This window comes from Massilia sp. MP_M2 (assembly GCF_039123635.1).
In the GTDB taxonomy this organism is placed as follows: domain Bacteria; phylum Pseudomonadota; class Gammaproteobacteria; order Burkholderiales; family Burkholderiaceae_D; genus Telluria.
Window position 1 is genome coordinate 234,295 of the sequence record NZ_JBCHJF010000003.1, and the last position, 26,737, is coordinate 261,031.

Sequence of the window (26,737 nt, forward strand, 5' to 3'; positions counted from 1 at the left end):
CCCGGCACTGGACTTGCTAAAATGACTAGTCCTGTTACCGGAGACTGCATGCGCGTCCTGTTCGCATCACTTGCCTTGCTCGTGCCGCCCCTCTGCGCCGCCGTGCCCGCGCCTGCGCCATTGCCCGCGATGGCGACGGTTGCCGCCACCGTGCAGCCGGCCACCCCGACCGAGACGCCGGCAACGCAGGCGGCCCAGCTGTTCGAGCGCGACTGGCAATGGCAACTGCGGCATGCGCCCGAACGCGCCACGGCCCTGGGCGAGCACCGCTACAACGCTTATCTCACCGACACCTCGCTGGCCGCGCGCGCGCAGGCCATCGAGCACGAACGCGCCATGCTGGCCGCGGCCCGCGCGATCGAACGCAGCGCGCTGACGAGCCAGGACCAGCTATCGCTCGATCTGTTCAGCGCCGACAAGCAACGCTTCCTGGCAGGCGCCGCCTTGACGCCGTTCGATCCGCAACCGATCACCGCCTACGATGGCCTGCACGTGCGACTGCCGCGTATGGTGGCGCAGATGCCGTTCACGAGCGACGCCGACTACCAGACTTACCTGGCACGCCTGCAAGCGCTGCCGGCCCACGTCGATGGTCTGATCGAGCAACTGCGCGCCGGTCGGCAAGCCGGCTGGACGACACCAAAGGCGGCGCTGGCGCCGGTACCGGACGCGTTGCGCGCGCTGCGCGAGGGCCTGCAAGATGGTCCGCTCGGCGCGCCGTTCAAGCGCATCCCCGCATCGATCGCACCCGAAACGCGCGATGCCTTGCGCGCCGCGGGCGCCGCCGCGCTGGCCAATACCGTCGCGCCCAGCCTGCGCACGCTCGAAACATTCCTGCGCCAGGACTATCTGCCGGGCGCGCGCGCGACGATCGGCGCGAGCCAGCAGGCCGGCGGCGCCGACTGGTATGCCCACCTGGTACGCACCAGCACCAGTACGACGCTCACGCCGGCCCAGGTGCACGCGCTGGGTGTGCAGGAAGTCGCTCGCCTGCGCGCCGCGATCGAGGCCGTGATTCCGCGCACCGGTTTTCGCGGCGGCTTTGCGGAGTTCATCGTGTTCGCACGGAGCGACCGGCGGCTGTATTTCACCGACCCGAACGCCCTGCTCGACCGCTACCGGCGTACGCTGGCGCTGGCCCAGGCACGCCTGGGCCGCGTGGTCACGAGCGTGCCGGCGGCCGGCATCGTCGTCAAGCCGATGGGCGCAAGCACCACCGGCCAGCCGGCCGCCTACTACGAGGCCGGCAGCGCCCAGCGCAGCGCCGCGCTGGTGGTCGACACGGTGCGGCTGGACGCACGGCCGATGTGGCAGGTCGACACCATCGCGCTGCACGAAGCGGTGCCTGGCCACCATCTGCAGGTGGCACGCGCGCAGGAACTGGCACTACCGGCGTTTCGCCGTGACGGCTGGTACGACGCGTTCGGCGAAGGCTGGGCGACCTACGCCGAAGGCCTGGGCCCGGAGCTGGGCCTGTTCAAGGACCCGTTCTCACTGTTCGGTCACCTGAACGAAGAGATGTTTCGCGCCGCGCGGCTGGTGGTCGATACCGGCATCCACACGCTGGGCTGGTCGCGCCAGCAGGCAATCGATTTTCTGGCCGCGAACACGGCCAACCCGCCGGCGGACAATGAGGCCGAGGTCGATCGTTATATCGCCCGCCCGGCGCAGGCGCTGAGCTACAAGATCGGCCAGCTGCGCATCCTGGCGCTGCGCAACAAGGCACGCGCGGCGCTGGGCGCCAGGTTCGACGCGCGGCGTTTCCATGACGCGGTACTGGGCAACGGCGCGCTGCCTTTGAATGAGCTGGAACGCCAGGTCGAGCGCTGGATCGCGGCCCCGGATACGCCGGTCTCGGCGCCGATGCTGGAAACGGCGCCGGACGACACGTTCAATGCCGAATTCGAATCGGTTGTCCCGGTGCTTGAACCGGTGTTCGAATTTGACTTCACCTTTGATGGCGAAGTGCCGCCGGGGCTCGAACCGGGCCCGGCGCCCGATTTCGTACCGCCCGCCAAAACCGCCCCGCCGCCCGCGGTGCCGTCATACCGGGCACCGCCCTGGCGCGAATGATGAGCGCCCGAACGTGGAGTCCGATTTTCGGTTAATCTCTGCACCAACCGAAACAGGCAGTATAAGAAAGGAAACACCGTGTCGAACCAATTCAACCGCCGTCTGGCCCTGCTGGGCGACGACGAACACCGCGCTTTGCTGGGCCAGGGCCTGCGCGGCATCGAGCGCGAAACGCTGCGCGTGGATGCTGCCGGCCAGCTCGCGCGCACCCCGCATTCACCTGCCCTCGGTTCGGCACTGACGCACCCCAGCATCACCACCGACTACGCTGAAGCACTGATGGAATTCATCACGCCGGTCGAGCACGATATCTCGCTGGCGCTGCACCGCCTCGATGCAATCCACCGCCATGCGTACACCAAGCTGGGCGACGAGATGCTGTGGGGCGTGTCGATGCCGGGCGAATTGCCGCCCGAAGAAGAGATCGAGATCGCGTACTACGGCACCTCGAATATCGGCCAGCTCAAGCACGTGTACCGGCGCGGCCTGGCGCTGCGCTATGGCAAGGCGATGCAGTGCATCGCGGGCATTCACTACAACTACTCGCTGCCGGAAAAGCTGTGGCAGGTGTTTGCCCAGGACGAAGGCATCGTTGAAGAACGCCGTCACGCGCTGCGCGATTTCCAGTCCGAAAGCTATATCGCGATGGTGCGCAACTTCCGTCGTTACTCGTGGTTGCTGATGTACCTGTTCGGCGCGACGCCGGCGTTGACCACGAGCTTCCTGCGCGGCCGTGCGCACACGCTCGAGACGCTGTCGAACGACACGCTGTACCTGCCGTACGCGACCAGCCTGCGCATGAGCGACCTCGGTTATCAGAACGATGCACAGTCGGGCCTGCGCCCGCACGAGAACAGCCTGGAAAGCTACGTCACCAGCCTGATGGACGCGGTCAATCGCCCGTATCCGCCGTACCAGGAACTGGGCACCAAGAAAGATGGCGAATGGATCCAGCTGTCGACCAACGTGCTGCAGATCGAGAACGAGTACTACTCGACCATCCGGCCCAAGCGCGTGATCCGCACCGGCGAGCGTCCGGTGCAGGCCCTGTGCAACCGCGGCGTGCAGTACATCGAGGTGCGCTGCATGGACGTCGATCCGTACGAGCCGGTTGGCATCTCGCTCGAAACAGGCCGTTTCCTGGACGCGTTCCTGCTATTCTGCGCCCTCGAGGAAAGCCCTTTGATCAGCGACCATGACAGCGCCATGCATGCGCGTAATTTCGCGCGCACGGTCAAGGAAGGCCGCCGGCCCGGCCTGACGCTCACGCGCGACGGCCTCGACGTGCCGCTTACGACCTGGGCGCTCGAGCTGATCGAACGCATCCGGCCCGTGGCCGCGCTGCTCGACGACGGGCATAACGAGGGCGACGTGCACGCCGCCTCGCTGGGCCGCCAGAAAGCCAAGATCGAGGATCCGGCGCTGACGCCATCGGCGCGCGTGCTGGACGAAATTCGCGCCCTGGGCTCGGCTGCGGCATTCGGCCTGCAGCAGAGCACGCTGCACGCGGCGTCGTTCCGCGACAGCCCGCTGATGCCGGCCGAAGAAGGGCTGTTCGACGAGATGGCGGCGGTCTCGATCACCGACCAGATGATCATCGAGCAAACCGATACCGGCAGCTTCGACGCCTTCGTTGCGGCGTACAACAGCAGTACACTGTGCTGCGATAACTGAGGCTGCAGAGCCCGCCCCACCTGCCTCACCTGCACCGACGCACGAGGACCACTTGCTCACGTTTTATAACGAACACCATGCCCAGCATGACGGCCGCGCCGAGATCGGGCGCGGCGCGCTGGTGCCGTGTTCGGAAAAGCCCGAGCGCGTGAGCCTGGTGCTGGCGGAATACGAGCGGCGCGGTCTGGGCGCCATCGTCACGCCACATGGTGTGCCCCTGATGACACTCGAGCGCGTGCATAGTCCGCGCTACCTGCACTTCTTGCGCACGGCCTGGAACGAGTGGCTCGCGCTCGATCCGGGCAACGCCGGCAAGGATGCCTTTCCTGCCGTGTGGCCGGTGCGCACGCTGCGCAGCGACATCGAACCCGAGAATTTCTGCGCCCGCCTTGGCCTGTACTCGATGGATTGCGGCACGCCGCTGACCGGTGGCACCTGGGTCGCGGCCAAGACCGGCGCCGATTGCGCCGTCAATGCCGCCCACGCATTGCAGCGCGGCGAGCGCGGCACCTTTGCGCTGACGCGCCCGCCCGGCCACCACGCCGGCAGCGATTTCTTCGGCGGTGCGTGCTTTCTGAACAATGCCGCGCTGGCAGCGCAGCACCTGCTCGACGACGGGCGCGAGCGCGTCGCCATCCTCGACCTCGACTACCACCACGGCAACGGCACCCAGAGCATCTTCTATGGCTGCAGCGACGTGCTGTTCATCTCGATCCACGCCGATCCGCGCGTCGAGTACCCGTTCTACTTGGGCCACGCCGACGAAACCGGCAGCGGCGCAGGCCTGGGGCACACGATGAACCTGCCACTCGCACCGGGCAGCAGCAGCGCCACCTGGTTTGCGGCGCTGGAAACAGCGTGCCTGAAGATTGCCATGACGCGCCCGCAGGCGCTCGTGGTCTCGCTGGGCGTCGATACCTCCGCCCATGGCAACGACCCGCGCTTCAACCTGCAGGGCGGCGACTTCCTGCGCATCGGCGAGCGCATCGCGCATCTGGGTTTACCGACCGTGTTCATTTTCGAAGGCGGCGCCATGAGCCCGGAGCTGGGCATCCATACCGTCAACGTGCTCGAAGGGTTCGAGACCGCGGCCGAATAACGCGCTCCTGCCACATTTTTCTTCATTCATCCTCATCTGCCCATGACCTCCCCCAGCACCATCGACTGGCAATTCTCCCGCTTCGCCGACCTGACCCCGTTCGACCTGTATGACGTGCTGGCCGCGCGCCAGAACGTCTTCATCCTCGAGCAGACCTGCCTGTACCCGGACATCGACGGCTACGACCTCGAGGCGCACCACCTGCTCGGCTGGCGCGACGTGGACGGCAAGCGCCAGCTGGCCGCCTACCTGCGCGTGCTGGCGCCGGGCGCGAAGTACGACGAGATGTCCATCGGCCGCGTCATCACGACGCCGGCCGCACGCGGCAGCGGCGCCGGCCGCGCGCTGCTCGAGCAGGGCATCGCCCATGCCGACGCGCTGCACCCGGGCCACCGCATACGCATCGGCGCCCAGCAATACCTGGAGCGCTTCTACGCGAGCTTCGGCTTCGAGACGGTGTCGGCGCCGTATGACGAAGACGGGATCATGCACATCGACATGCTGCGCTAAATGCGGCACGCGGCACGCCGTTCAGGATGCCGCCAAACGGCCGGCGCCAAGCAGGATGACGGCACCGGCCAGCAGCAGCCAAGCCGGTGGTTCGTGGTGTCCCATGGGCCTGGTTGTGGCAACCACGCAGGCAGGCGCCACCAGGCCCGGTACGGGCATGGCGGCGCCAGATGAGGGCAGAACAAGGAATGGTAACGCGCCGAGAATCGGCAGGAAAGGCGGCATGGCGGGCTCGTGGCGGCAAAGTCCCGAGCATCGCCGATGGACAAACGCCGGCCCGTGCGCCGGATCAGCCGTGTGCGCCGCATCGGGCTTGGACGCCACACAGACGACGACTCGGGCACGGCTAGTCGACAAACCGCGAAACCACGTTCGTGCCGTGCTGTGCGAAAGGGCGTGGAACGCGTGGGCGGGAAACCCGCCCACCCTACGACCTGGAGTGGCTTACTCGACCTTGTTCAGCGTCACTTCGAACACCAGCCCCGCATTCGCCGGGATCGGTCCGCGGCCGGCAGCGCCGTAGGCCAGTGCCGATGGAATCAGGATCGTGCGCTTGCCGCCGACCTTCATGCCGGTTACACCCTGGTCGAAGCCGGTGATGGTATCGCGGCTGCCCACGGTGAACGCAAATTCGCTGGCTTCCTGGCGCGTGCCCTTGAAGTCGCTCGCCGTCGCGCTGTACAGCCACAGCGTATAGGCAACGGTAACGCGCTTGCCGGTGACGGCTTCGGCGCCGGTACCAACGACGTTGTCGGTCTTGGTCAGGGCAGCAGGGCTGCTCACGGCTGGCTTGGCGGGCGAATCATCGCTGCCACCGCCGCAGGCGCTCAGGGCGAGCATGGCGGCAAAGGCGGCGATCAGGGGAAACTTCATCATGGGACATCCTTGACTGAAAAAAGGGCTACGAGACAGGTACGAGAAATTGGGTATGACCAATGCTCGTACCTTATCGAATCAGTCACATGAAACTGTCCGGACTTTGTCTAAAAATTGTATTTAAGCAAATTCCTGAACATCAAATCTCGATTTGCGTGCCCAGCTCGATCACGCGGTTGGTCCGGATCTGGTAATAGTCGGCCGCGCTGCGGGCATTGCGCGACATCGCCACGTACAGGTGCTCGCGCCATGGCGCCATGCCGCCGCCCGGGGCCGAGATCACGGTCTGGCGCGCGATGAAGAACGACGTTTCCATCATTTCGAATTCCAGGCCCAGTGCGGCGCTGCGCTGCATGATGTCCGGAATATCGGCTTCGTCCTTGAAGCCGTAATGGATGTTGAGCTGGTAGCAGTTGTGGCCCAGGTCGACGATGTCGATCTGTTCTTCCCTCGGCACCCACGGCTCTTCGCGCATGTGCACCGTGAGGAACACGACGCGTTCATGCAGCACCTTGTTGTGCGACAGGTTGTGCAGCATCGCATGCGGTACGCCATCGCTCTCGCCGCGCAAGAAGACGGCCGTGCCGGGCACGCGTGTCGGCGGCGCCACGAACAACGACTCCATGAACGCTTCCAGCGGAATCGCATGCTTTTGCAGGTTGTGGAAGACCAGTTCGCGGCCGCGTTTCCAGGTCAGCATCAGGGTCAGCAGTACGCCGCCCATCAGCAGCGGGAACCAGCCACCGTGGAACAGTTTCGTCGTCGTGGCGGCAAACAGCATGATGTCGATCACCAGGAAGAAGCCGGTCGCTATCAGGCACATCCACAGCGGCAAGTGCCAGCGGTAACGTGTGACGAAGAAGGTCAGGATCGTCGTCGCCATCATGGTTGCGGTCACCGCAATGCCGTAGGCGCCGGCCAGCTCGTCGGATGAGCCGAAGCCGATCACGGCCATCAGCACCACCACCAGTTGCAGCCAGTTGACGGCCGGGATATAGATCTGGCCGATCTCGCTTTCCGACGTGTGCATGATGCGCATGCGCGGCAGCAGCCCCAGGGCAATGGCTTGCTTGGTCATCGAATAGGTACCCGAGATCGTCGCCTGCGAGGCGATCACGGCCGCCATCGTCGACAGGATCACGAGGGGAATCACGCTCCAGCTGCCAAGCTGGTAATAGAACGGATTTTCCACCGCCTCTGGCTGGATGATCAACAGGCCGCCCTGGCCCAGATAGTTCAGGGTCAGCGCCGGATACGCGATCAAAAACCAGGCCCAGCGGATCGGCTTGGCGCCAAAGTGCCCCATGTCGGCGTACAACGCCTCAGCGCCGGTAATGGCCAGCACCACCGCGCCCAGCGCGATGAACGCCAGCATTTTATTTTCCAGCATGAAGCGCAGCGCATGCCACGGATTGAGCGCGTTCAGGATCACCGGTGCGTCAATGATATTGACGATGCCCATCGCGGCCAGCACCAGGAACCAGAGCGCCATCACGGGCCCGAAGAAGCGGCCGATACCGGCCGTACCATGGCGCTGCACGCTGTACAGGGCCACCAGCACCACCACCGCCAGCGGCACGACATACTGCGACATGCCGGGCGCGGCGACCTCGATCCCCTCGATTGCGCCGAGCACCGAAATCGCGGGCGTGATCACGCTATCGCCATAGAACATCGTGGCGCCAATGACGCCGATGGCCAGCAGCGGGAAACTCCATTTCGAGCTACGCGGTATCGAACTGGTGGCCAGCGCCATCAAGGCCATGATGCCGCCCTCGCCGCGATTGTGCGCACGCAGCACCAGGATCACGTACTTGAGCGAGACGATGATGGTCAGGGCCCAGAAAATCAGTGAAATGATGCCGAGAATATTCGGCGTATTGAGCGGCAAGCCGTGGTCTTCATCGAACACCGCGCGCAACGTGTACAGCGGGCTGGTGCCGATGTCGCCGTACACGATGCCGACCGCTGCCAGGGTAAGGGCCGCCAGGCTGCTTTTCTTGTTATCTGAGGTCAAGAGTTCACCATCGCTGTTGTATTGGTGCGGCGCACCGTAAATTGAAGTGATTGGAATTGCAAGAAGATTTGGTTGTGCATCATACACCTGTGCAAAACCGCGGGCGCACCAGCAGCGTGCCAGGTATTCAGTGATAATGTCGGCCCTGCAACCTCGCCCCTCCTCCCCATGCGTTCCGGTATCATTTACGCGGCCCTGGCCTTCTTCTGCTGGGGCCTGTTCCCCATTTATTTCCACGCCCTGGGCGAGGTGCCGCCGTTGCAGATCCTGGCCCACCGCATGCTGTGGTCGCTGGCCTTTCTCTTGATCCTGCTGTTGCTGCGGCGCGACTGGAAATGGCTGCAGGTCGTGCGTCAGCCGCGCGTGTTCTTCAGTTTCGTGCTGTCGGCCCTGCTGCTCAGCGCCAACTGGCTCGTGTATATCTGGTCGGTGATGAACCACCATGTGATCGAGGCGAGCCTCGGCTACTTCATCAATCCCCTGGTCAATATCGTGCTGGGTTACCTGATCCTGAAAGAACGCATGCGCCCGCTGCAGTGGGCCGCCATCGGCGTGGCGGCGCTGGGCGTGGCCTGGCTGACCTGGCAGGCCGGTACGGTGCCGTGGATCGCGCTGTTCCTGGCGCTGTCGTTCGGCGGCTATGGCTTGCTGCGCAAGACGGCCGCGCTCGGCCCACTCGAGGGACTGTCGTTCGAGACCATCGTGCTGTTTCCGTTGGCAGCTGGCTACATGATCTGGCTGACGGTGCAGGGCCAGAACGTGTTCATCAATACGGCGTCGGATTCCACGCGCTGGCTGTTGATCATGGCTGGCCCGCTCACGGCGATCCCGCTGCTGCTGTTCGCCACTGGCGCGCGCAAGATCCCGCTGTCGATCCTGGGCCTGTTGCAGTATCTGTCGCCGACGCTGCAATTCCTGCTTGGCGTGTGGCTGTTCAAAGAGGCATTCAGTGCCGATCGCCTGGTTGGCTTCGTGCTGATCTGGAGTGCGCTGGCGCTGTTTGCCGGGGAAGGATTGCTGCGCCGGCAGCCCGTTGCCGCCAAGGCTTGAAGCGACAGATCCGGGGCGCGTACGGGCCGCATGCGAGGCAGATTTGCCAAGAAATACTGTGTCGGGTGCGGGTTCTGTCGTATCCTGTGCACCTCGAACAACACCAGAGTACAAGCATGGCCAATTACGTCTATACCATGAACCGCGTGGGCAAAATCGTCCCACCGAAACGCCAGATTCTGAAGGACATTTCCCTGTCCTTCTTCCCGGGTGCCAAGATCGGCGTGCTGGGCCTGAACGGCTCGGGCAAATCGACCCTGCTGAAAATCATGGCCGGCATCGACACCGACATCCAGGGCGAAGCCCGTCCGATGCCGGGCCTGAACATCGGCTACCTGCCGCAGGAACCGCAGCTCGACCCCGAAAAAACCGTACGCCAAGAGGTCGAATCGGGCCTGGGCGAAGCGTTCGAAGCGCAAGCCAAGCTCGAAGCCGTCTACGCAGCCTACGCCGAAGAAGACGCTGATTTCGACGCGCTGGCCAAGGAGCAAGAGCGCCTGGAAGCGATCATCTCGTCGTCCGATGGCGGCAACCTGAACCTGCAACTGGAAATGGCCGCCGACGCGCTGCGCCTGCCGCCGTGGGATGCCAAAATTGCCGTGCTGTCGGGCGGTGAAAAGCGCCGCGTGGCGCTGTGCAAGCTGCTGCTCTCCAAGCCCGACATGCTGCTGCTGGACGAGCCGACCAACCACCTCGATGCTGAATCGGTCGAGTGGCTCGAGCAATTCCTGCTGCGCTTCCCGGGCACCGTGGTCGGCATCACCCACGACCGCTACTTCCTCGACAATGCCGCCGAGTGGATCCTGGAACTGGACCGCGGCAGCGGCATTCCATGGAAGGGCAATTACTCGTCGTGGCTGGACCAGAAGCAGGCGCGCCTGAAGCAGGAAGAATCGACCGAATCGGCCCGTCAGAAAGCACTGGCCAAAGAACTCGAATGGTCGCGCCAGAATCCGAAGGCACGTCAGGCCAAGTCGAAAGCCCGCCTGGCGCGCTTTAACGAACTGTCCGAGTACGAATACCAGCAGCGCAACGAGACGCAAGAGATCTTCATTCCCGTGGCCGAGCGCCTGGGCAATGAAGTCATCGAATTCAAGAACGTCTCGAAAGCCTTCGGCGACCGCCTCTTGATCGACAACCTGTCGTTTACCGTGCCACCAGGCGCGATCGTCGGCATCATCGGCCCGAACGGTGCCGGTAAGTCGACGCTGTTCAAGATGATCACCGGCAAAGAACAGCCGGACAGCGGCGAAGTGGCGATCGGCCAGACCGCGCGCGTGTCGATTGTCGACCAGCACCGCGACGAACTGGCCAATGCCAAGAGCGTGTTCGAGGACGTCTCGGGCGGCGCCGACATGCTCAGCGTCGGCCGCTTCGAGATGCCGTCGCGCGCCTACCTGGGCCGCTTCAACTTCAAGGGCTCGGATCAGCAAAAGATCGTCGGCAATCTGTCCGGTGGTGAGCGCGGTCGCCTGCACCTGGCCAAAACGCTGCTGCAAGGCGGTAACGTGTTGCTGCTCGATGAACCGTCAAACGATCTGGACGTCGAAACCCTGCGCGCGCTGGAAGATGCGTTGCTCGAGTTCGCCGGTAGTGTCATGGTCATTTCCCACGATCGCTGGTTCCTGGATCGCATCGCGACCCACATCCTGGCCTTCGAGGGCGATTCCCAAGTGACCTTCTTTGACGGTAACTATCAGGAATACGAAGCCGACAAGAAGAAGCGTCTGGGTGAAGAAGGCGCCAAGCCGAAGCGCATCCGCTACAAGCCGCTGACGACCTGATCGTCGGTTGCATGTAGGGTGGACGGGTTTCCCGTCCATGCGTTCAACGATACTAAATCACGTTGATTTGAACGCGTGGAAGGCAGAGCCGTCCACCCTACGCAATGGCAGCGCCCATGAAAAAAGGCCCCGAAGGGCCTTTTTTTCACACTACATTCTGCTTAGAACGAATATTTCGCGCCGACGGTCAGTGCGTTTGGACGCACGCCGAAGTCACGGGTGCCACCGAAACGCTCGTATTCGGCGATCACGGCCACATCCTGGTTGATGTTGTACTGAACACCCAGGGCGCCGTAGGCGTTGTTGTCGCTGTCACGACGGCTCAGCGACGTGTTGATTGCCGACAGTTCATTGACGTCATGCGACACGCCCAGCTTGGCGTAACCGACCAGCTTTTCGGTCAGCGGCGAGCTGAACTTGGCTGCGACGTAGGTCGAACGACCATCGACCTGGCCGCTGGCGTTGACCGCGCCCAGGCTGTAGTAGATGTCGGCGCTACGGAAATCGGTGTGACCAACTTCAACAGCCCAGTTCGGGGTGAACTCGTAGCCGCCGAACAGCTTGGCCGATGCCTTGATGGTGTCGATGTCAGCGCGGCTTGCGCCTGGAACGCGGGATTCATAATCGGTAGCAACAACGCCGGCGCCAACGTAGGCGCGCGGCGTGAATTCTTGGGCCTGGACAGCCGACACAGCGGCGGTGGTGGCGAGCAGGGCGACGATCAGCTTTTTCATCTCTAAATTCCTCTTTTTGTTCATCTAGTTCGTGATTCACAATGAATCGCGATGGGGTCAAGATAACACTGTCGAAAGGTCAAGTCCGTCGCGATTCCGTAAGAACTGTAAGCAAGTGTAACTAAATGACCCGTCAGTAAGTAATATCTGCCGTTAGATAAACGATTTTTCTTACTATTTAGACGATTTTCCTGAAAGTTAGATTGATTCTAGCTTGTAACGATTTTGTCATCTTATTGATCCCATGCAACCAGTATCGTTGCGTCTCGCCGGCCATCAACAGCAGGCTGCCATCGGTCAAGGCCAGCCGAACCGTTTGTTTATTGTGTTTATGTTTCAGGATGAAGGTGCGTGCCTCGCCAAAACTGAGTGACGCGATCGCGGGGCGCGGGCCCAGTTCGGGCTCATCGTCGCTGTGCATGCCCATGCTGTCACGCTCATTGCGATAATAATTCAGCAGAACGCTGTTGAAGGTGTGCCCGGTCGCGGCCTCTACGGCATCGCGCAGGACTGTGAGAAGCGGTGTGAACGGCGTCGGCTGCAGAAGCAGGCCGGAATAGGCATAGGCTTTCTCGCCATACCAGGCACTGAGCCGGGGTTGCAGATGCCGCTTGCCGTAGGCGATGACGGTTTCTTCGCGCCAATCGGTCTCGGCCAGCAGGCGCGCGAAGACGTCGGCATTGGACCAGGGCAGCGGCAACTGGGCCATCCAGCCCAGTTCACCATCGTCGAGCGGCAGCGGGAGCAGGCCCGCTTGCGGTGCAAATAAATCCATCGAGAATCATCACGCCAGGCACGGTGAAAGCCACCATGGGGCCCATTCTCGCATGGCTTATGCGTAGGCTTCTGCCAGGCTCATGACGCGTGGTTCGATCTTGATACCGACGTTGCCGAACAAGGCATCGAGCGCCGCCAGACTGGCGCTGCACTCGTCCGATTTCCAGCCCTTGAACAGGTCGGTACCATCTTTCTGGAAATGCAGTTCCAGCACCTTGCCCTTGTCGCGGTGGACATAGTTCTGCTGATGGACGCTCTGAAAACCCAGCTCGTCCAGGCCGGCAAGCACGGTATGCGGCGGATTGTCCGGATCGGTGGCAAGGAACACACCGAAGGTCTTGCCCGGGGGCTTGGCCGCGATGTCCACTTCGTAAATTCCAGGCGCCTTGGTGGCGGTTGTACTTTTCAAAAACAGCATCACGGTGCTCCTGGCACGGTAGTGACCCGCAAGATAGTTCGCAGATCGCTTTCAGTTAATCAGTCTGCCAGCATATTTCCATATGGGAACTTTGTCGATCAAAGTTTTCGGTTTGTCCGGTTTACCGCATGACCAGACCGAAAACTGTGGCGCCAATCAATACAGCGCTGGCAAGCATGCTCACGATGAAGCCAATTTCGCGTTTGGCAGGATCGCGGTAATAACCCAGCGCATACAGTATCCGGCCCACGCACCACAACAAGCCACCGGCAGCAGCCCAGACGTCACCCAGGAACATGGCGCACAACCACAGGGGCACGAGCACCAGCGGCAGCATTTCCAGCGTATTCATCTGGACGCGATGGGCGCGCAGGAATTCTGCGGGCCCGTCCATCGATGGCGCGGGCACCTTGAACTGGATGCGGGCACGTGCAGCATTGCCCCAGGTCCAGAAATAGACACCAAGAACGGCCAGCGTGGCCCAGGCGGTGAAGAACATGGCGTTCCTTTGTGATTGGCGTCAGTGAAAAGATCGTCGTGGCTCAGTTGCCACCATGCTTGCGGCGCGCCAGATCGGTCGTCAGCGGGACCAGCGCACCGTACAGGCGCCCCGTCGCGTCATCCCAGTCCAGCAGCGCCTGCTCTTGCCGCGCCACGGTGGCCAGGTCGCCGCGCGCAACGGGACCGCTGAGCGCGGCGGCCGGACCGAGGCGAAATACGTTGGCGAGCGTCTCGGTGGCCAGCGGTTGCGCCAGTTCGCGCGCCACCGCTTCGGGGATGCCGGCCGCCTGATACGCGCGCAGCGCCGCATCGAGCACCGTGGTCAGGTAGTTCGACGCGAACACGGCGGCTGCGTGGTAGACCGTCTTGGCCGCGCCATCGATCGGCACGAGGCGCGCGCCGATGGCCTCGAACGCGGGGCCAAGCAGCGCCAGCGCCGCCGCATCACCCTCGATGCCGCAGAAAGTGCCGGCGAACTCACGTGCCACGCGCGCCGGATCGGCGAAGCTGCGGATCGGGTGCACGCTGGCCACCAGCGCGCCGCCGGCACGCACCGCCTGCAGCGCAGCCGAGGCTTTTGCACCGCTGCAGTGGAACACCACGGTGCCAGTCAGGTCGTGCGTCTGCGCCAGCTGCGCGGCGACCGGCTCGATCTGATCGTCGCTCACCGCCAGCAACCAGGCTTGCGCCGGGCGCAGCTGCGCAGCATCGGTGCAGGCATGGCCGGCACCGATGAACGCCACCGCCGCCTGCGCGCTTGCGGGCGAACGGGTCAGCACATCCTGCAGCGCGAACGCACCGCTGGCGGCGAACAGACGGCCCAGCACGCGCCCGACGTGGCCGGCGCCGACCAGGTTGAGCGTCGGGGTCAGGGTCGGGGTCAGCGTCGATGTCACGTCAGAAACCGGCGCCGGGCTGGCTCAGGTAGTCGAGTTCTTCGGGTGTCGAGGCACGGCCCAGGATCGGATTACGGTGCGGGAAGCGGCCAAAGCGCGCGATCACGCCGCGGTGGCGGTGCGCATAGTCGAGCACTTCGCCAAAGCCCTCGTGGTCGGCGGCCAGCGCAGTGAACTGGTCGACCGCGAGCTGCTGCATGCCGGCGTCTTCGGCATGCTCGAACGGCATATAGACGAACTGGCGCTCGATGGGCGCGAGCGCCATGTGCTCGCCGGCGTCGACCATCTGGCGCGCCGCGCTCAATGCCAGCACATCGCCGGCGAACGATTCCGGCGCGCCGCGATAAACGTTGCGCGTAAACTGGTCGAGCACCAGGATGCGTGCCAGCACGCCGCGCGCGCCCTGCTCGTCCCACTCGCGCAGGCCGCCCGCAATCGCGTGCGTGATCGCGGCGCCGAAGCGCTCGCGGATGACGGCGTCGAATGCAGGGTCCTTGCGGTACCACTCGGGGCGCGCCTTGCCGTGGTCAGGATCGGAAGCTGGCAGGAACCAGAAATCGAGAACTTCTTGAGCGTGCATGGATGAATTCCGTTGATATTGTGATGGTGAAGCAGGCCGGTACGCCGCGCTCAGGCCGGCGGTTTCTTGCGCACCAGCTGCTTTTCGAACGCGATGTCGTTCTTGCTCATGCGCGGCTGCTCCTGCGGCCCCAGGCCCTTGACGAACGTGACGAAGTCGTCGAGCTCCATCGGGGCGCACAGCGGCGGGCTGCCGGGCGCTTCGGAGAGGTAGAAGTGGCCATCGCCGGTGCGCGCCATCGAGTACAGGGCATTACCGGTGCGCTGCTTGAGACGGTCGACCGCGCTGCTGGCGCGCGTGGAACGGGAACTTGCCATGTCAGATTGCCTCCGTGCGCAGCATGAGCCACTCGAACGCGGCGCCGTCGACATGGGGCGTCAGGCGCGCACGCACGGTGGCGTGGTAGTCGTTGAGCCAAGCGATGTCGTCGGGGCGCAGCAGGGAACGATCGAGGCAACGGGTGTCGATCGGGCACAGGGTCAGCGTTTCGAAGGCCAGGTACTCGCCGAATTCGGTCTTGTTCGCGGCCACGTTGAGCACCAGGTTCTCGATGCGAATGCCCCAGCGGCCCGGGCGATAGATGCCCGGTTCGATCGACGTGATCATGCCCGGCTCCATCGCGGTATGCGGGTCCGGCGGCACGGCCGGCGAAATCGTCTGCGGGCCTTCGTGCACGTTCAGGAAGTAACCGACGCCGTGGCCGGTGCCATGGCCGTAGTCGATGCCGGCAGCCCAGATCGGGGCGCGGGCGATGGCGTCGAGCAGCGGTGCGCGGGTGCCGCGCGGGAAGTGGGCGCTCGACAGCGCGATCAGGCCTTTCAGCACCAGCGTGTAGTCGCGTCGTTGGTCGGCGCTTGGCGTGCCGACCGGGATCACGCGCGTGATGTCGGTGGTGCCGCCCAGGTACTGGCCGCCCGAGTCGATCAGCAGCAGGCCGTCGCCTTCGATGACGGCGCAGGTGGCTGCTTCAGCGCGGTAATGCATGATCGCGCCATTGCTATTAAAGCCGGCGATGGTCGAAAAACTCGCACTGACGAAGTGCGGGCGGCGCGCGCGCGCGGCGGTGATGCGCGTGTCGATGTCGACTTCGTTGAGCGCACTGCGCTGTGCATCCGCCAGCAGCGGCTCGAGCGCGGCGAAGAATTCGCATAGCGCGGCGCCATCCTGCTCCATCGTGGCGCGCACGTTGACAGCCTCGCTCTCGAGCTTGCGCGACTTGGCAAACGTGGTCGGGTTGATCGCCTCGACCACGTTCACGCCACTGGCCACGCTCGCGCGCATGCCGGCCGTGACGCGGCGCGGATCGAGCAGCAGCGTCGCGCCTTCGGGCAGCGCTTCGAGTGCATGCACGGCGTTCTCGTACGGCGCCAGGTGCACGTCGTCGGCTTCCAGGCGCGCACGCACCTCAGGCGGCACCTTGCCTTCGCTGACGAACAGCGTGGCGTCGCCGCGGCCGATCAGTGCGTGGGCCAGGAACACGGGATTGAAACTGACGTCGGCGCCGCGCAGGTTGAACAGGTAAGCGATGTCGTCGAGCGTCGAGACGAAATGGAAACCGGCGCCATGCGCTTGCATTGCCGCGCGCGTGGCGTGCAGCTTGTCGGCGCGGGTGGCGGTGGCAAACGGCGGCAGGTGCTCGAACACGGCGTCGGCCGGCAGCGCCGGGCGCTCGTGCCAGACATCGGCCAGCAGATCGAGATCGGTGCGCAGCACGACGCCCTTGGCCTGCAGTGCGTCGGCCAGCAGGCGCGCGCCGGCCAGGCCCAGCACGCGCGCATCGACGGCGGCGCTCTGGCCGGCGGCCAGGTTGGCGGCAAGCCAGTCGACATGCAGCTGGCTGGCCGCGCCCGGGATCTTCATCAGCGCGATCTCGCTGCCGGCCAGTTCGGTTTCGGCCTGCGTGAAGTAGCGGCCATCGGTCCAGACGCCGGCGAAGTTGGCAGTGGCGATGAAGGTGCCGACCGAGCCGGTGAAGCCGGACAGCCATTCGCGGCCCTTCCAGTGACCGGGCAGGTATTCCGACAGGTGCGGGTCGCTCGACGGCACGATGACGGCATCGATGCCGTGACGCGCCATGGCTGCGCGCAGCTGCGCGAGCCGGTCGGCGCGGACGGTCTGGAAGTCGGCGGAAGAGTCAGAAGAAGAGCGGGCTTGTTCGGTGGCGTCGGACATGGGCAGAGGCGTCGATTTGTTTTCCAAGCTGCGTATGATACGCCCCATTTGGCGCCGCCGACAGACGCGGGGCAGCGCCAACCGGAACGCCCTCCTGCCCGGGGATCACGCATAATGGCGCGGCATCCACCAGACATAGAGACCCATGCTCGATTTCCATCATGAGCGCGCGAGCGCGCTGTTGGCGAACGCCACGCAGATCGTCACGCCGACTGAAGTTCAGGCCGCTGTCACGGGCGTCGCCGACCAGCTCAATGCGCGCTTTGCCGCGCCGGGCGCCACCGAATTCCCGCTCGTGCTGGGCGTGATGGGCGGCGCGGTCGTGTTCACCGGCACCCTGCTGCCGCAACTGGCCTTCCCGCTCGACTTCGACTACATCCACGTCAGCCGCTACGGCGCCGATGATCGGGGCGGCGAACTGGTGTGGAAGGTGATCCCGCGCCAGAACGTGGCCGGCCGCACGATCCTGCTGGTCGACGACATCCTCGACGAAGGCGAGACGCTGGCCCACGTCAAAGCGCGCCTGCTGGACATGGGCGCGGCCGAAGTGATGGTCGTGGTGTTTGCCGACAAGGACCTGGGCCGCGCCAAGCCGATCACGGCCGACCTGATCGGCTTGAGCTTGCCGAACAAGTTCGTCGTCGGCTTCGGGATGGACGTGTACGGCTACTGGCGCAACCTGCCGGGCCTGTGGACGATCCGGCCCGAGGATTTGAAACAGCCCGAGCCGCCGGCAGCCTGAGCCGGACGACGCCGGTGTCGGCCGATGTTAGTGTCGATGCCGATGCGGATGCCGATGCCGTAGGGTGGAAGGCTACGCCTTCCACGCGTTCAACCAACGGCGTCCCTTCGCTACGACAAATCTCTGCGCCAGCCTGGTTTGAACGCGTGGACGGGGGACTCGTCCACCCTACGTTAACCCGGATGCGCGGCGCCAGGCATTGAAGCGTTAGGCAGGCAGGTCCCTCATGTATTCAGAGCGCCAGGCGCGCGCGCGCCGCCATGTATTCGGCGCTCAAGCGCGCGACCATGTCGGCCACCGTCGGCACGTCGTCCATCAGGCCCACGCCCTGCCCCGCGCCCCAGATGTCGCGCCAGGCCTTGGCGCTGCCCGAACCAAAGCTCATCTTGCTCTTGTCCGATTCGGGCAGGTTGTCCGGGTCCAGCCCGGCCGCGACGATCGATTTTTTCAGGTAGTTGCCGTGCACGCCCGTAAACAGGTTCGTGTAGACGACGTCGGCCGCCGTCGATTCGACGATCGCATCGCGGTAGTCGTCGCTGACGTTTGACTCTTTGGTCGCCAGCCAGCGCGAACCGATGTAGGCAAAGTCGGCGCCCATCGCCTGCGCGGCCAGGATCGCGTCGCCGGTGGCAATCGAACCGGACAGGGCGATTGGTCCCTTGAACATCTTGCGGATTTCGCCGACCAGCGCGAACGGCGACAGGGCGCCTGCATGCCCGCCAGCGCCAGCCGCCACCAGGATCAGGCCATCGACGCCCGCTTCCAGCGCCTTTTCGGCATGGCGGATCGAGACGATATCGTGCAGCACGATGCCGCCGTACGAATGCACCGCATCCATCATCTCGCTGGGCGGCGCGCGCAGCGACGAAATGATGATCGGCACCTGGTGCTTGACGCAGACTTCGACGTCATGCGCCAGCCGGTCGTTCGACTGGTGGACAATCTGGTTGACGGCGATCGGACCGACTTTCTTGCCCGGATTGGCCGCCGCGTAGTCGGCCAGTTCGCGCTGCAGGTCGGTCAGCCAGACGTCGAGCATCTCGGCCGGACGGGCATTCAATGCAGGGAACGAGCCGACGATGCCGGCCTTGCACTGGGCCGCCACCAGCGCGGGCCCGCTGGCAATGAACATCGGCGAAGCGATGACAGGAAGGGACAGGTCTTGCAGCGCGGCGGGCATCGTCATGGAAGCTCTCGGTGGTGGATGAAGGATGGGCCTGATTATAGCCCTGAAAAAAGTACGACCGTGCTAGATTCCTGCCTCTAAACGATCGTTACTGCCAGTCGATCTCGCTCTCGCGGCGCCGGATCTCGGCCCAGATCGCGCGCTTGGCGTCGTCCGTGGCCGTGCCCCAGGCGACGATTTCATCGATGGTGCGCAGGCAACCCTGGCACAGGCCGGTTTCCGGGACCATCTGGCAGATATCGATACAGGGCGACGGTACGGGGGTTTGCAGTTCGGGAGCCATCGTTCGCAGTGGTGAAAAATAAAGTCGCATTATCGCGCGGCTGGCAGCCCAGCGCCGCGTGTTGCCCGTCTTTTACTATGCTGGGGCAACGCCACATTGCGCGAGGTGCCCACGAAAAACGGGTGCGCAGGCATCACACCATCAGTCGAGTACGCGGAAACCTGCGGTTAAGCACGCGTTGGCGCGTGATGTGCTCACAAAGATCAATGTTCCGTATCTAAGACAACAGGATATACAAGGGCCGTTCGGCAACGTCGGCAAGGTTCGTGTAAGCTCATGGCCTGAAATTGGTGCGGTGCACAAAAAAGGAATGCCATGAAACTCAACCGACTCATGCTGGCGCAAATGCGCAGCGCTACCCGAACGCTATGGCGCTCGGGTCCGGTGACCCCTGGCGCAGCAGCGCGGCAAGCAATGAGCAACGTCAACGCGTTTCACCGGGTTGCCCGTCAACAGATACGTGACTTCACGCTCACGGTGACGCCTCCGGAATCCGCGCCGGAACCCGCACCCGCCGCCACGCGCGAAGACGCGGTGGCTGCAGCCACCGCGTCCCTGACCGGCACCTTCATCGCCGGCAGCCACACGAACGACGCCGGCACGCGCGACTACAAGCTGTACGTCCCGGGCAGCTACACAGGTGGCCCCGCGCCGCTGGTGGTGATGCTGCACGGCTGTACGCAGGACCCGGACGACTTCGCCGCCGGCACCGGGATGAACGTGCTGGCCGAAGAGGTCGGCTGCCTGGTGCTGTACCCGGCGCAAAGCAAAAGCGCCAACCCGTCGCGCTGCTGGAACTGGTTCAATGCCGTCGACCAGCGTCGCGATGAAGGCGAACCGTCGCTCATCGCCGGCATGACGCAGGCGATCATCGACACCTACAGCGTCGATACCGAGCAAGTGTATGTGGCCGGCCTGTCCGCCGGCGGCGCGATGGCCACCATCATGGGCACGCTGTATCCCGACCTGTACGCTGCCGTCGGCGTGCACTCCGGCTTGCCGTTCGCGTCGGCCAACGACCTGTCATCGGCCCTGGCGGCGATGAAGGGCGACTTCCGGCGCAGCCAGCCCGAGAACCAGCCACTGCCGGTCATCGTCTTCCATGGCGACCGCGATACGACGGTGCACCCGGCCAACGGCGAAGAAGTGGTCGCGCAAGGCGCACGCCACGTGCCGCAGCCGGGCACGACCGAACCGGGCAATGTGCCGGACGGCTACGCCTACACGCGCACGCTGTATCCGGCCACCGATGGCACCGTGCAGGCCGAGCACTGGCTGGTGCATGGCGCCGGCCATGCCTGGTCCGGCGGCGATGCAAGCGGCAGCTATACCGACGGCAAGGGGCCCGATGCCAGCCGTGAAATGATGCGCTTTTTCCGTACCCAGCGCTGAGCCGTCAGGGCGGCGCTGCCGATGCGGGGTGGCTCTGCGCGGCAATGTGGGCGCGCAGACATGCCGGACACCAGCAGCCAACCGCTTCCTGCGGCACCGCCACCGCCGGCGGCAACGCCATGCACCAGCACGGCGCGCTGTCACCATCGGCCATCGCGCAGCTGAACGAAGCGCCGCAGCGCGTGCAACTATTCATGGTCTGAACAGCCTTGAAGATGGATGGCGAACGGCGGGAATGGCATGGCAGGAGTAGAGTGGTGGGTGCTGCTATAAAATACAACATAACATCGCCCACTCCCCACAAGGTTTACGCTGTTTTTACGGCATTTGGCTGTAAAATCTCGCGACAATTATTTCGGACTCTCCATGAACGCTCAAGTGACCAGCCTGACCACCGACGACCAACCAAACGACCTCGCGGGCGTCTCCCCGGCGATCAAGGCGCAGATCCTGGCCGAAGCGCTTCCGTACATCCGTAATTTCCACGGCAAAACCATCGTCATCAAATACGGTGGCAATGCCATGACCGACGAACGCCTGAAGCACGGCTTCGCACGTGACGTCATCCTGCTCAAGCTGGTCGGCATGAACCCGGTCGTGGTGCATGGCGGTGGCCCGCAGATCGACAACGCGCTGAAAAAAATCGGCAAGCAAGGCACGTTCGTGCAGGGCATGCGCATCACCGACGAAGAAACCATGGAAGTGGTGGAGTGGGTGCTGGGCGGCGAAGTCCAGCAAGACATCGTCATGCTGATCAACCACTACGGTGGCCAGGCCGTGGGCCTGACCGGCAAGGATGGGGGCCTGATCCGCGCACGCCGCATGGCCATGCCTGACAAGGAAAAGCCGGGCGAGTTCCTCGACATCGGTTTCGTCGGCGAGATCGACGCCATCAACCCGGCCGTCGTCAAGGCGCTGCAGGACGACGCGTTCATCCCGATCATTTCGCCGATCGGCTTTGGCCAGGACGGCCAGGCCTACAACATCAATGCCGACGTCGTCGCCGGCAAGATCGCCGAAATCCTGAAGGCCGAAAAGCTGATCATGATGACCAACATCGCCGGTGTGCAAGATAAATCGGGCAATCTCGTTACCGACCTGTCGGCGCGCGAGATCGACGAGATGTTCGCCGACGGTACGATTTCGGGCGGCATGCTGCCCAAGATTTCATCGGCTCTCGACGCTGCCAAATCGGGCGTGAACACCGTGCACATCATCGATGGCAGGATCGAACACTCATTGCTGCTCGAAGTCTTGACCGAACAGGCTTTTGGCACTATGATCCGGTCTCATTAAATTTTTTGTGGCGGAAACAATCGCCACAGAAAAACCGGTACCGCCCTTTTAGCTCAGTGGTAGAGCACTCCCTTGGTAAGGGAGAGGCCACGTGTTCAATCCACGTAAAGGGCACCATCGCTTCACCTCCCCTCTGCTGTACCAACGCCTCGCACCGTGGCCACTTCCCTACCCCGCGCACCTGTCTGGTTATTCGACCTCGACAACACCCTGCACGACGCATCGCACGCGATTTTTCCGGCGATCAGCGCCAACATGAACACCTATATTGCGCGCGTACTGAGCCAGAACGGCGAGACCGCCACGCAAGCGATGATCGATGCCGCGCGCGTCGGGTACTGGAAGCGCTACGGCGCCACCCTGCTCGGCATGATCCGCCATCACCAGGTGTGCCCGACCGACTTCCTGCGCCAGACGCATGACATCGGCCCGCTGGCCGACGTGATGCGCTTCGAGCGCGGCCTGGGCCGCCTGCTGCGCCGCCTGCCCGGTCGCAAGATCCTGCTGACCAATGCACCGAATTCGTACTCGACCGAGATCGTGCGTCGCCTGAAGCTGCACAACCATTTCTCGCACCACGTGGCGATCGAGCACATGCACGTGCACCGCCAGCTGCGGCCCAAGCCGTCCAAGCTGATGCTGCGCCGCCTCTTGCGCAAGCATGGCGTGGCGGCGCAGCGCTGCATCCTGGTCGAAGACACGCTGGCCAACCTGCGCACCGCGCGCCAGCTGGGCCTGCGTACCGTCTGGGTCACGCAATACCTGCGTGTCAGCGATCCGATCGGCACCGCTCCCCTGCCGAGGACATTGAAATGCCCCGGCTACGTCAATGTCAAAGTAAAATCCGTGCGGCAACTTCCTGCGCGGCTGTCGAGGCTGCGTTAATCGATCAACCACTCCTAGGGATCCCATGGCAAGCACGAAGCCCGGCCAGCGCAAGCTGCAAATCCTTCAGGCCCTGGCCGCGATGCTCGAGCAGCCCAAGGGCGAGAAAATCACCACTGCCGCCCTGGCCGCGCGCCTGGGTGTCTCCGAAGCGGCGCTGTACCGCCACTTTGCCAGCAAGGCGCAAATGTACGAGGGCTTGATCGAGTTCATCGAGACCTCGGTCTTCGGCGTGATCAACCAGATCAGCGAACACGAAGAAGGCGGCCTGGATCAGGCGCAGGCGATCGTGCAGATGCTGCTCGGTTTTGCGGCAAACAATCCGGGCATGACGCGCGTGCTGATCGGCGACGCGCTGGTGAACGAAGACGAACGCCTGCAGCACCGCATGAACGCGTTTTACGACAAGGTCGAGTTGGCGCTCAAGGGCGCCTTGCGCGTGGCCGTCACCCAGGGCCACGGTCAGGAAGCCGACGTCGCCGGGCGCGCGAGCCTGTTGATGAATTACGTCACCGGCCGCTGGCACCGCTTTGCCAAGAGCGGCTTCAAGGTCAACCCCATGGAAGGCACGGCGCTGCACCTGTCGTTGCTGCTGGCAGCGTAAAATCCGGGGATGGATACTGGTGAAGTCTTTGCACTGCTCGACGATGCGCGCGCCACGCACGAAGCCCGCTCGCGGCTCTACAGCGGCCATGCCGGCACGCTGACCTGTGATGACGCCAGCGGCTGGGCGCCGCTGCTGGCGGCCCTGCAGGCGGCGCTGCAGCGCGGCCTGTACGCGGTGCCGCTGCTGACGTACGAACTTGGCGCGCACCTGCAGCACCTGCCGGCGCGCCCGGTGAACGGACCGCTGGCGCAGGTGCTGCTGTTTTCGCAGTGCGACCATCTGACGGGCGAGCAGGTCGCATCGTGGCTCGCCACGCGCAGTGCGGGTACGGACCATCCCGCCGGTGTGGCCGGCATCACGGCCAATGTCGACGAGGCGCAGTTCGTCGATGCCATCGCCCGCATCCGCGCACTGATCGAAGCGGGCGACACCTACCAGGTCAACTACACCTATCGCTTGCGCTTCGACGCCTTCGGCCCGCTGGTTGCCCTGTATGCGCGCCTGCGCGCGCGCCAGCCGGTGCCGTATGGCGCGCTGGTGGGGCTGCCGGATGGTGGCGCGCTGCTGTCGTTCTCGCCCGAGCTGTTCGTGCGCCACGCCGATGGCGTGCTGCAGGCGCGGCCCATGAAGGGCACGGCGCGCGCCAGCGGCGATGCGGACATCGATGCCACGCGTGCGCGCGAGCTGGCGCAGGACACCAAGAACCGCGCCGAAAACCTGATGATCGTCGACCTGCTACGCAATGACCTGGGCCGCGTGGCCGTCACCGGTAGCGTGCAGACCCCCGTGCTGTTCGACGTGCAGCGTTATGGCGCCGTGCTGCAGATGACGTCCACGGTGCAGGCGCGCCTGAAGGCCGATGCGGCGCTGGTGGATGTGTTTGACGCGCTGTATCCGTGCGGCTCGATCACGGGCGCGCCCAAGCGCCGCGCGATGGAGATCATCCACGAGCTCGAACCCGATGCGCGCGGCGTCTACACCGGCGCGATCGGCTGGTTCGATCCGGCGCCAACAGGCCGCACGTTCGGCGACTTTTGCCTGTCGGTGCCGATCCGCACGCTGGCGCTGGCAGCGCCAGAAAACGGCGTACGACGCGGCGAACTGGGCGTGGGCGCCGGGATCGTCCACGACAGCGAAGCGCATGACGAATTCGCGGAGTGCCAGTTGAAAGCAGGCTTCCTGACCGGGCTGGCCAACGACGTCACGCTGTTTGAAACGCTGCGCGCCTCGCGCGACCATGGTTGCCGGCACGTCGAACAGCACCTCGAGCGCTTGTGCGCTTCGTGCCGCTATTTCGGTGTCCCGTTCGACCGGGGTGCCGCGCATTCTGCCCTGGACACCGCCTGCGCAGCGCTGCCGACCGACGATGTCTACCGCATGCGGCTGGCCGTCGATGCGGCCGGCGCGCTGACGATCACGTCCGGCGTGCTGGCGCCGCTGCAAGAGCCGGTCATGGTGGTGCTGGCCGACGACCCGACGGCCAGCAGCGACGTCTTCCTGCGTCACAAGACGAGCCGGCGCAGCCGCTACGACGCGGCCTGGCAGGCGGCCGAAGCGCGCGGCGCGTTCGATGCGCTGTTCTTCAACGAGCGCGGTGAATTGACGGAAGGTGGGCGCAGCAATGTGTTCGTGCGCGTGGGTGACGCATGGATCACGCCGCCCTTAAGCTGTGGCGTGCTGCCGGGTGTGATGCGGGGCGTGCTGCTGGCAGCGCCCGCATGGCATGCGCGCGAAGGCGTGGTCACGCGCGCGATGCTCGAAGCGGCCGACGACATCGTCGTCTGCAACGCGCTGCGCGGGCCGCTGCGCGCGGTGCTTGTTCAGAAGCGGTAACCGACGCCCAGGCCAAACAGCATCGGATCGACTTTCAGGTGGCTGATATTGGCGCCGCCGACGATCACTTCGCTGCGGATGTTGATGCGCTTGATGTCGGCGTTGATCGACCAATGCTGGTCCAGGCGAAAATCGACGCCAGCCTGCAGCGACAGGCCGACGCTGTCGTTTTCCAGGTCAGCCGCGCCATTGAGCAGCTTGACGCTCGAGATGCGCGTGTAGTTCACGCCCACGCCCAGGTACGGATTGAACGTGGCGCCAGGTGCAAAATGATATTGCGCGCTGAGCGTGGGCGGCAGGTGCTTGAAGCTGCCGATCCGGGTGCCGGCCAGCATCACATTGTGCCTCTGCGGATAGGTCAGGATCAGTTCCGCCGCGAAGTTTGGCGTGAAGAAGTAGCTGATGTCCAGCTCGGGGATGGTCTTGTTGCTGACCTTGATCGTGTCCGCTGCGCCCACACCGCCAACCGGGCTCGATTTGTTGTCTGGCTCCATCTGGACGGCGCGTGCACGCACCAGCCATGGCGATTCCTGGGCCAGCGCCTGCGCGGACGCCACGGCAATCACGGCTACTACGACCGATTTCAACATCGTTGTCATTTGTTCTTACCTTTCGTTTTTAAATTACTGCCACGAAAGTAAGCTTATTGATGTGGACCCCAAAAAACGTTGATCCACATCAAAATGACCATGTTACCAGTAAGGTTAAAGCGCTTTCTCGATCATACCGACCAGTTGCGGGTCTTCCGGCGTGACCTTGCTCGGGAAATACTCGAGCACTTTACCGTCGCGCCCGATCAGGTACTTGGTGAAGTTCCACTTCGGTTCCTTGCCGGTTGCCTTGATCAGCTGCGCGTGCAGCGGGTTGGCATCCGGTCCCTTGACCGAGGTCTTGGCGAACATCGGGAACTTCACGCCGTAGGTGTTGTAGCAGAGGTCCGCGATCTCTTTCGCGTTGCCCGGTTCCTGCTGGCCGAAGTCGTTCGACGGGAAGCCCAGGATCACCAGGCCACGGCTGCCATACTTGGCGTAGATCTTTTCCAGGCCTTCGTACTGCTTGGTAAAGCCGCAGTAGCTGGCCGTGTTCACCACCAGCACCACCTTGCCGCTGTACTGGCAGAGGTCTTGCGGCGCTTCATCCTGCAGGCGCTTGAAGCTGTGCTTGAGCACTGCCGGGCAGGCGGCCGGGTTCTTGCTCAATGCCGGCGCTGAGGCAGCAGGCGCGGCCTGCGCACTCGCGGGCGGGATGACGCTGACGGCGGCGGTGGCGGCGAGCAGCAGGGCAATGGTCTTGATCATGGCGTGGTATTGACGAGGTGGAGGTAGCAGCGATTGTAGCGCGGGCAGCAGCAC

27 protein-coding genes and 1 tRNA gene are annotated in these 26,737 nt (G+C 64.1%); 13 read left to right on the top strand and 15 right to left on the bottom strand.

What is annotated here, in order from left to right:
• Window positions 1-48: 48 nt before the first annotated feature.
• From RCH14_RS08765 to RCH14_RS08780, 4 genes are all read left to right on the top strand, one after another.
• Entirely contained in the window at window positions 49-2,073 is a 2,025-nt protein-coding gene (locus tag RCH14_RS08765) for a DUF885 domain-containing protein (protein ID WP_343025749.1), read from the top strand.
• Between the two features lie 78 nt (window positions 2,074-2,151).
• Window positions 2,152-3,747: a glutamate--cysteine ligase gene (gene gshA, locus RCH14_RS08770; protein ID WP_343025750.1), complete on the top strand. Its 1,596-nt coding sequence runs from the start codon at window positions 2,152-2,154 to the stop codon at window positions 3,745-3,747.
• Window positions 3,748-3,799: 52 nt separating this feature from the next.
• On the top strand, window positions 3,800-4,846 hold the full coding sequence (locus RCH14_RS08775; protein ID WP_343025751.1) for a histone deacetylase family protein: 1,047 nt from the start codon (window positions 3,800-3,802) through the stop codon (window positions 4,844-4,846).
• A gap of 42 nt (window positions 4,847-4,888) precedes the next feature.
• Window positions 4,889-5,356, top strand: a complete 468-nt coding sequence (locus RCH14_RS08780) for a GNAT family N-acetyltransferase (RefSeq protein WP_343025752.1) — start codon at window positions 4,889-4,891, stop codon at window positions 5,354-5,356.
• Window positions 5,357-5,800: 444 nt separating this feature from the next.
• On the opposite strand, the gene RCH14_RS08785 is transcribed toward RCH14_RS08780, so the two are convergent.
• Both RCH14_RS08785 and RCH14_RS08790 read right to left on the bottom strand, forming a co-directional pair.
• A complete protein-coding gene (locus tag RCH14_RS08785) occupies window positions 5,801-6,232 on the bottom strand; it encodes an FKBP-type peptidyl-prolyl cis-trans isomerase (protein ID WP_343025753.1) in 432 nt (143 codons plus the stop codon).
• Window positions 6,233-6,371: 139 nt separating this feature from the next.
• Window positions 6,372-8,249, bottom strand: a complete 1,878-nt coding sequence (locus RCH14_RS08790) for a potassium transporter Kup (RefSeq protein ID WP_343025754.1) — start codon at window positions 8,247-8,249, stop codon at window positions 6,372-6,374.
• Between the two features lie 168 nt (window positions 8,250-8,417).
• On the opposite strand from RCH14_RS08790, the gene rarD reads away from it, so the two are divergent.
• Both rarD and ettA read left to right on the top strand, forming a co-directional pair.
• The gene (rarD, locus tag RCH14_RS08795) at window positions 8,418-9,299 is read left to right on the top strand and encodes an EamA family transporter RarD (protein WP_343025755.1); all 882 of its coding nucleotides are present in this window, start codon (window positions 8,418-8,420) and stop codon (window positions 9,297-9,299) included.
• 116 nt (window positions 9,300-9,415) lie between these two features.
• Entirely contained in the window at window positions 9,416-11,083 is a 1,668-nt protein-coding gene (gene ettA / locus RCH14_RS08800; protein ID WP_343025756.1) for an energy-dependent translational throttle protein EttA, read from the top strand.
• Window positions 11,084-11,244: 161 nt separating this feature from the next.
• On the opposite strand, the gene RCH14_RS08805 is transcribed toward ettA, so the two are convergent.
• From RCH14_RS08805 to RCH14_RS08840, 8 genes are all read right to left on the bottom strand, one after another.
• Window positions 11,245-11,817 (bottom strand): porin family protein, encoded by a 573-nt coding sequence (locus RCH14_RS08805; RefSeq protein ID WP_343025757.1) that lies wholly within the window; start codon window positions 11,815-11,817, stop codon window positions 11,245-11,247.
• Window positions 11,818-11,995: 178 nt separating this feature from the next.
• Window positions 11,996-12,592, bottom strand: a complete 597-nt coding sequence (locus RCH14_RS08810) for an alpha-ketoglutarate-dependent dioxygenase AlkB (protein WP_343025758.1) — start codon at window positions 12,590-12,592, stop codon at window positions 11,996-11,998.
• A gap of 57 nt (window positions 12,593-12,649) precedes the next feature.
• Window positions 12,650-13,012 (bottom strand): hypothetical protein, encoded by a 363-nt coding sequence (locus RCH14_RS08815; protein WP_343025759.1) that lies wholly within the window; start codon window positions 13,010-13,012, stop codon window positions 12,650-12,652.
• Window positions 13,013-13,133: 121 nt separating this feature from the next.
• Window positions 13,134-13,511 carry an MAPEG family protein gene (locus RCH14_RS08820; RefSeq protein ID WP_343025760.1) on the bottom strand — a complete coding sequence of 126 codons (378 nt, stop codon included), beginning with the start codon at window positions 13,509-13,511 and terminating at the stop codon, window positions 13,134-13,136.
• Window positions 13,512-13,554: 43 nt separating this feature from the next.
• Entirely contained in the window at window positions 13,555-14,385 is an 831-nt protein-coding gene (locus tag RCH14_RS08825) for a Rossmann-like and DUF2520 domain-containing protein (protein ID WP_343026026.1), read from the bottom strand.
• Between the two features lie 25 nt (window positions 14,386-14,410).
• The gene (locus tag RCH14_RS08830) at window positions 14,411-14,989 is read right to left on the bottom strand and encodes a DUF924 family protein (protein WP_343025761.1); all 579 of its coding nucleotides are present in this window, start codon (window positions 14,987-14,989) and stop codon (window positions 14,411-14,413) included.
• A gap of 50 nt (window positions 14,990-15,039) precedes the next feature.
• Window positions 15,040-15,306, bottom strand: coding sequence for a hypothetical protein (locus tag RCH14_RS08835; protein WP_343025762.1), 267 nt, complete (start codon window positions 15,304-15,306; stop codon window positions 15,040-15,042).
• A gap of 1 nt (window position 15,307) precedes the next feature.
• Window positions 15,308-17,161 (bottom strand): aminopeptidase P family protein, encoded by a 1,854-nt coding sequence (locus RCH14_RS08840; RefSeq protein ID WP_343025763.1) that lies wholly within the window; start codon window positions 17,159-17,161, stop codon window positions 15,308-15,310.
• 145 nt (window positions 17,162-17,306) lie between these two features.
• Here RCH14_RS08840 and RCH14_RS08845 point away from each other — a divergent pair, with 145 nt between their 5' ends.
• A complete protein-coding gene (locus RCH14_RS08845) occupies window positions 17,307-17,903 on the top strand; it encodes a hypoxanthine-guanine phosphoribosyltransferase (protein ID WP_343025764.1) in 597 nt (198 codons plus the stop codon).
• Between the two features lie 232 nt (window positions 17,904-18,135).
• Here the strand turns inward: RCH14_RS08845 and RCH14_RS08850 are convergent, their stop codons facing one another.
• Window positions 18,136-19,089, bottom strand: coding sequence for a nitronate monooxygenase family protein (locus RCH14_RS08850; protein WP_343025765.1), 954 nt, complete (start codon window positions 19,087-19,089; stop codon window positions 18,136-18,138).
• 88 nt (window positions 19,090-19,177) lie between these two features.
• The gene (locus RCH14_RS08855; protein ID WP_343025766.1) at window positions 19,178-19,372 is read right to left on the bottom strand and encodes a DUF1289 domain-containing protein; all 195 of its coding nucleotides are present in this window, start codon (window positions 19,370-19,372) and stop codon (window positions 19,178-19,180) included.
• 315 nt (window positions 19,373-19,687) lie between these two features.
• Here RCH14_RS08855 and RCH14_RS08860 point away from each other — a divergent pair, with 315 nt between their 5' ends.
• Complete coding sequence (locus RCH14_RS08860) at window positions 19,688-20,764, top strand: PHB depolymerase family esterase (protein ID WP_343025767.1); 1,077 nt, start codon at window positions 19,688-19,690, stop codon at window positions 20,762-20,764.
• A gap of 4 nt (window positions 20,765-20,768) precedes the next feature.
• Here the strand turns inward: RCH14_RS08860 and RCH14_RS08865 are convergent, their stop codons facing one another.
• Complete coding sequence (locus tag RCH14_RS08865) at window positions 20,769-21,047, bottom strand: cysteine-rich CWC family protein (protein ID WP_343025768.1); 279 nt, start codon at window positions 21,045-21,047, stop codon at window positions 20,769-20,771.
• 83 nt (window positions 21,048-21,130) lie between these two features.
• Between RCH14_RS08865 and argB the strand changes: the two genes are divergently transcribed.
• The 5 genes from argB (at window position 21,131) to pabB (ending at window position 25,385) form a co-directional block, all read left to right on the top strand.
• Window positions 21,131-22,060 (top strand): acetylglutamate kinase, encoded by a 930-nt coding sequence (argB, locus tag RCH14_RS08870; RefSeq protein WP_183554827.1) that lies wholly within the window; start codon window positions 21,131-21,133, stop codon window positions 22,058-22,060.
• A 42-nt stretch (window positions 22,061-22,102) separates the two neighbouring features.
• Window positions 22,103-22,177 (top strand) — tRNA-Thr (locus RCH14_RS08875).
• Window positions 22,178-22,216: 39 nt separating this feature from the next.
• Entirely contained in the window at window positions 22,217-22,945 is a 729-nt protein-coding gene (locus tag RCH14_RS08880) for a pyrimidine 5'-nucleotidase (protein ID WP_343025769.1), read from the top strand.
• Window positions 22,946-22,970: 25 nt separating this feature from the next.
• On the top strand, window positions 22,971-23,549 hold the full coding sequence (slmA, locus tag RCH14_RS08885; protein WP_343025770.1) for a nucleoid occlusion factor SlmA: 579 nt from the start codon (window positions 22,971-22,973) through the stop codon (window positions 23,547-23,549).
• A gap of 9 nt (window positions 23,550-23,558) precedes the next feature.
• Window positions 23,559-25,385 (top strand): aminodeoxychorismate synthase component I, encoded by a 1,827-nt coding sequence (gene pabB, locus RCH14_RS08890; protein WP_343025771.1) that lies wholly within the window; start codon window positions 23,559-23,561, stop codon window positions 25,383-25,385.
• Here the strand turns inward: pabB and RCH14_RS08895 are convergent.
• Together RCH14_RS08895 and RCH14_RS08900 are read right to left on the bottom strand one after the other, a co-directional pair.
• Window positions 25,373-25,975 carry an OmpW family outer membrane protein gene (locus RCH14_RS08895; protein ID WP_343026027.1) on the bottom strand — a complete coding sequence of 201 codons (603 nt, stop codon included), beginning with the start codon at window positions 25,973-25,975 and terminating at the stop codon, window positions 25,373-25,375. The two genes, pabB and RCH14_RS08895, sit on opposite strands and share 13 nt — an antisense overlap.
• Window positions 25,976-26,089: 114 nt before the next feature.
• The gene (locus RCH14_RS08900) at window positions 26,090-26,683 is read right to left on the bottom strand and encodes a glutathione peroxidase (RefSeq protein ID WP_343025772.1); all 594 of its coding nucleotides are present in this window, start codon (window positions 26,681-26,683) and stop codon (window positions 26,090-26,092) included.
• Between the last annotated feature and the right edge of the window lie 54 nt (window positions 26,684-26,737).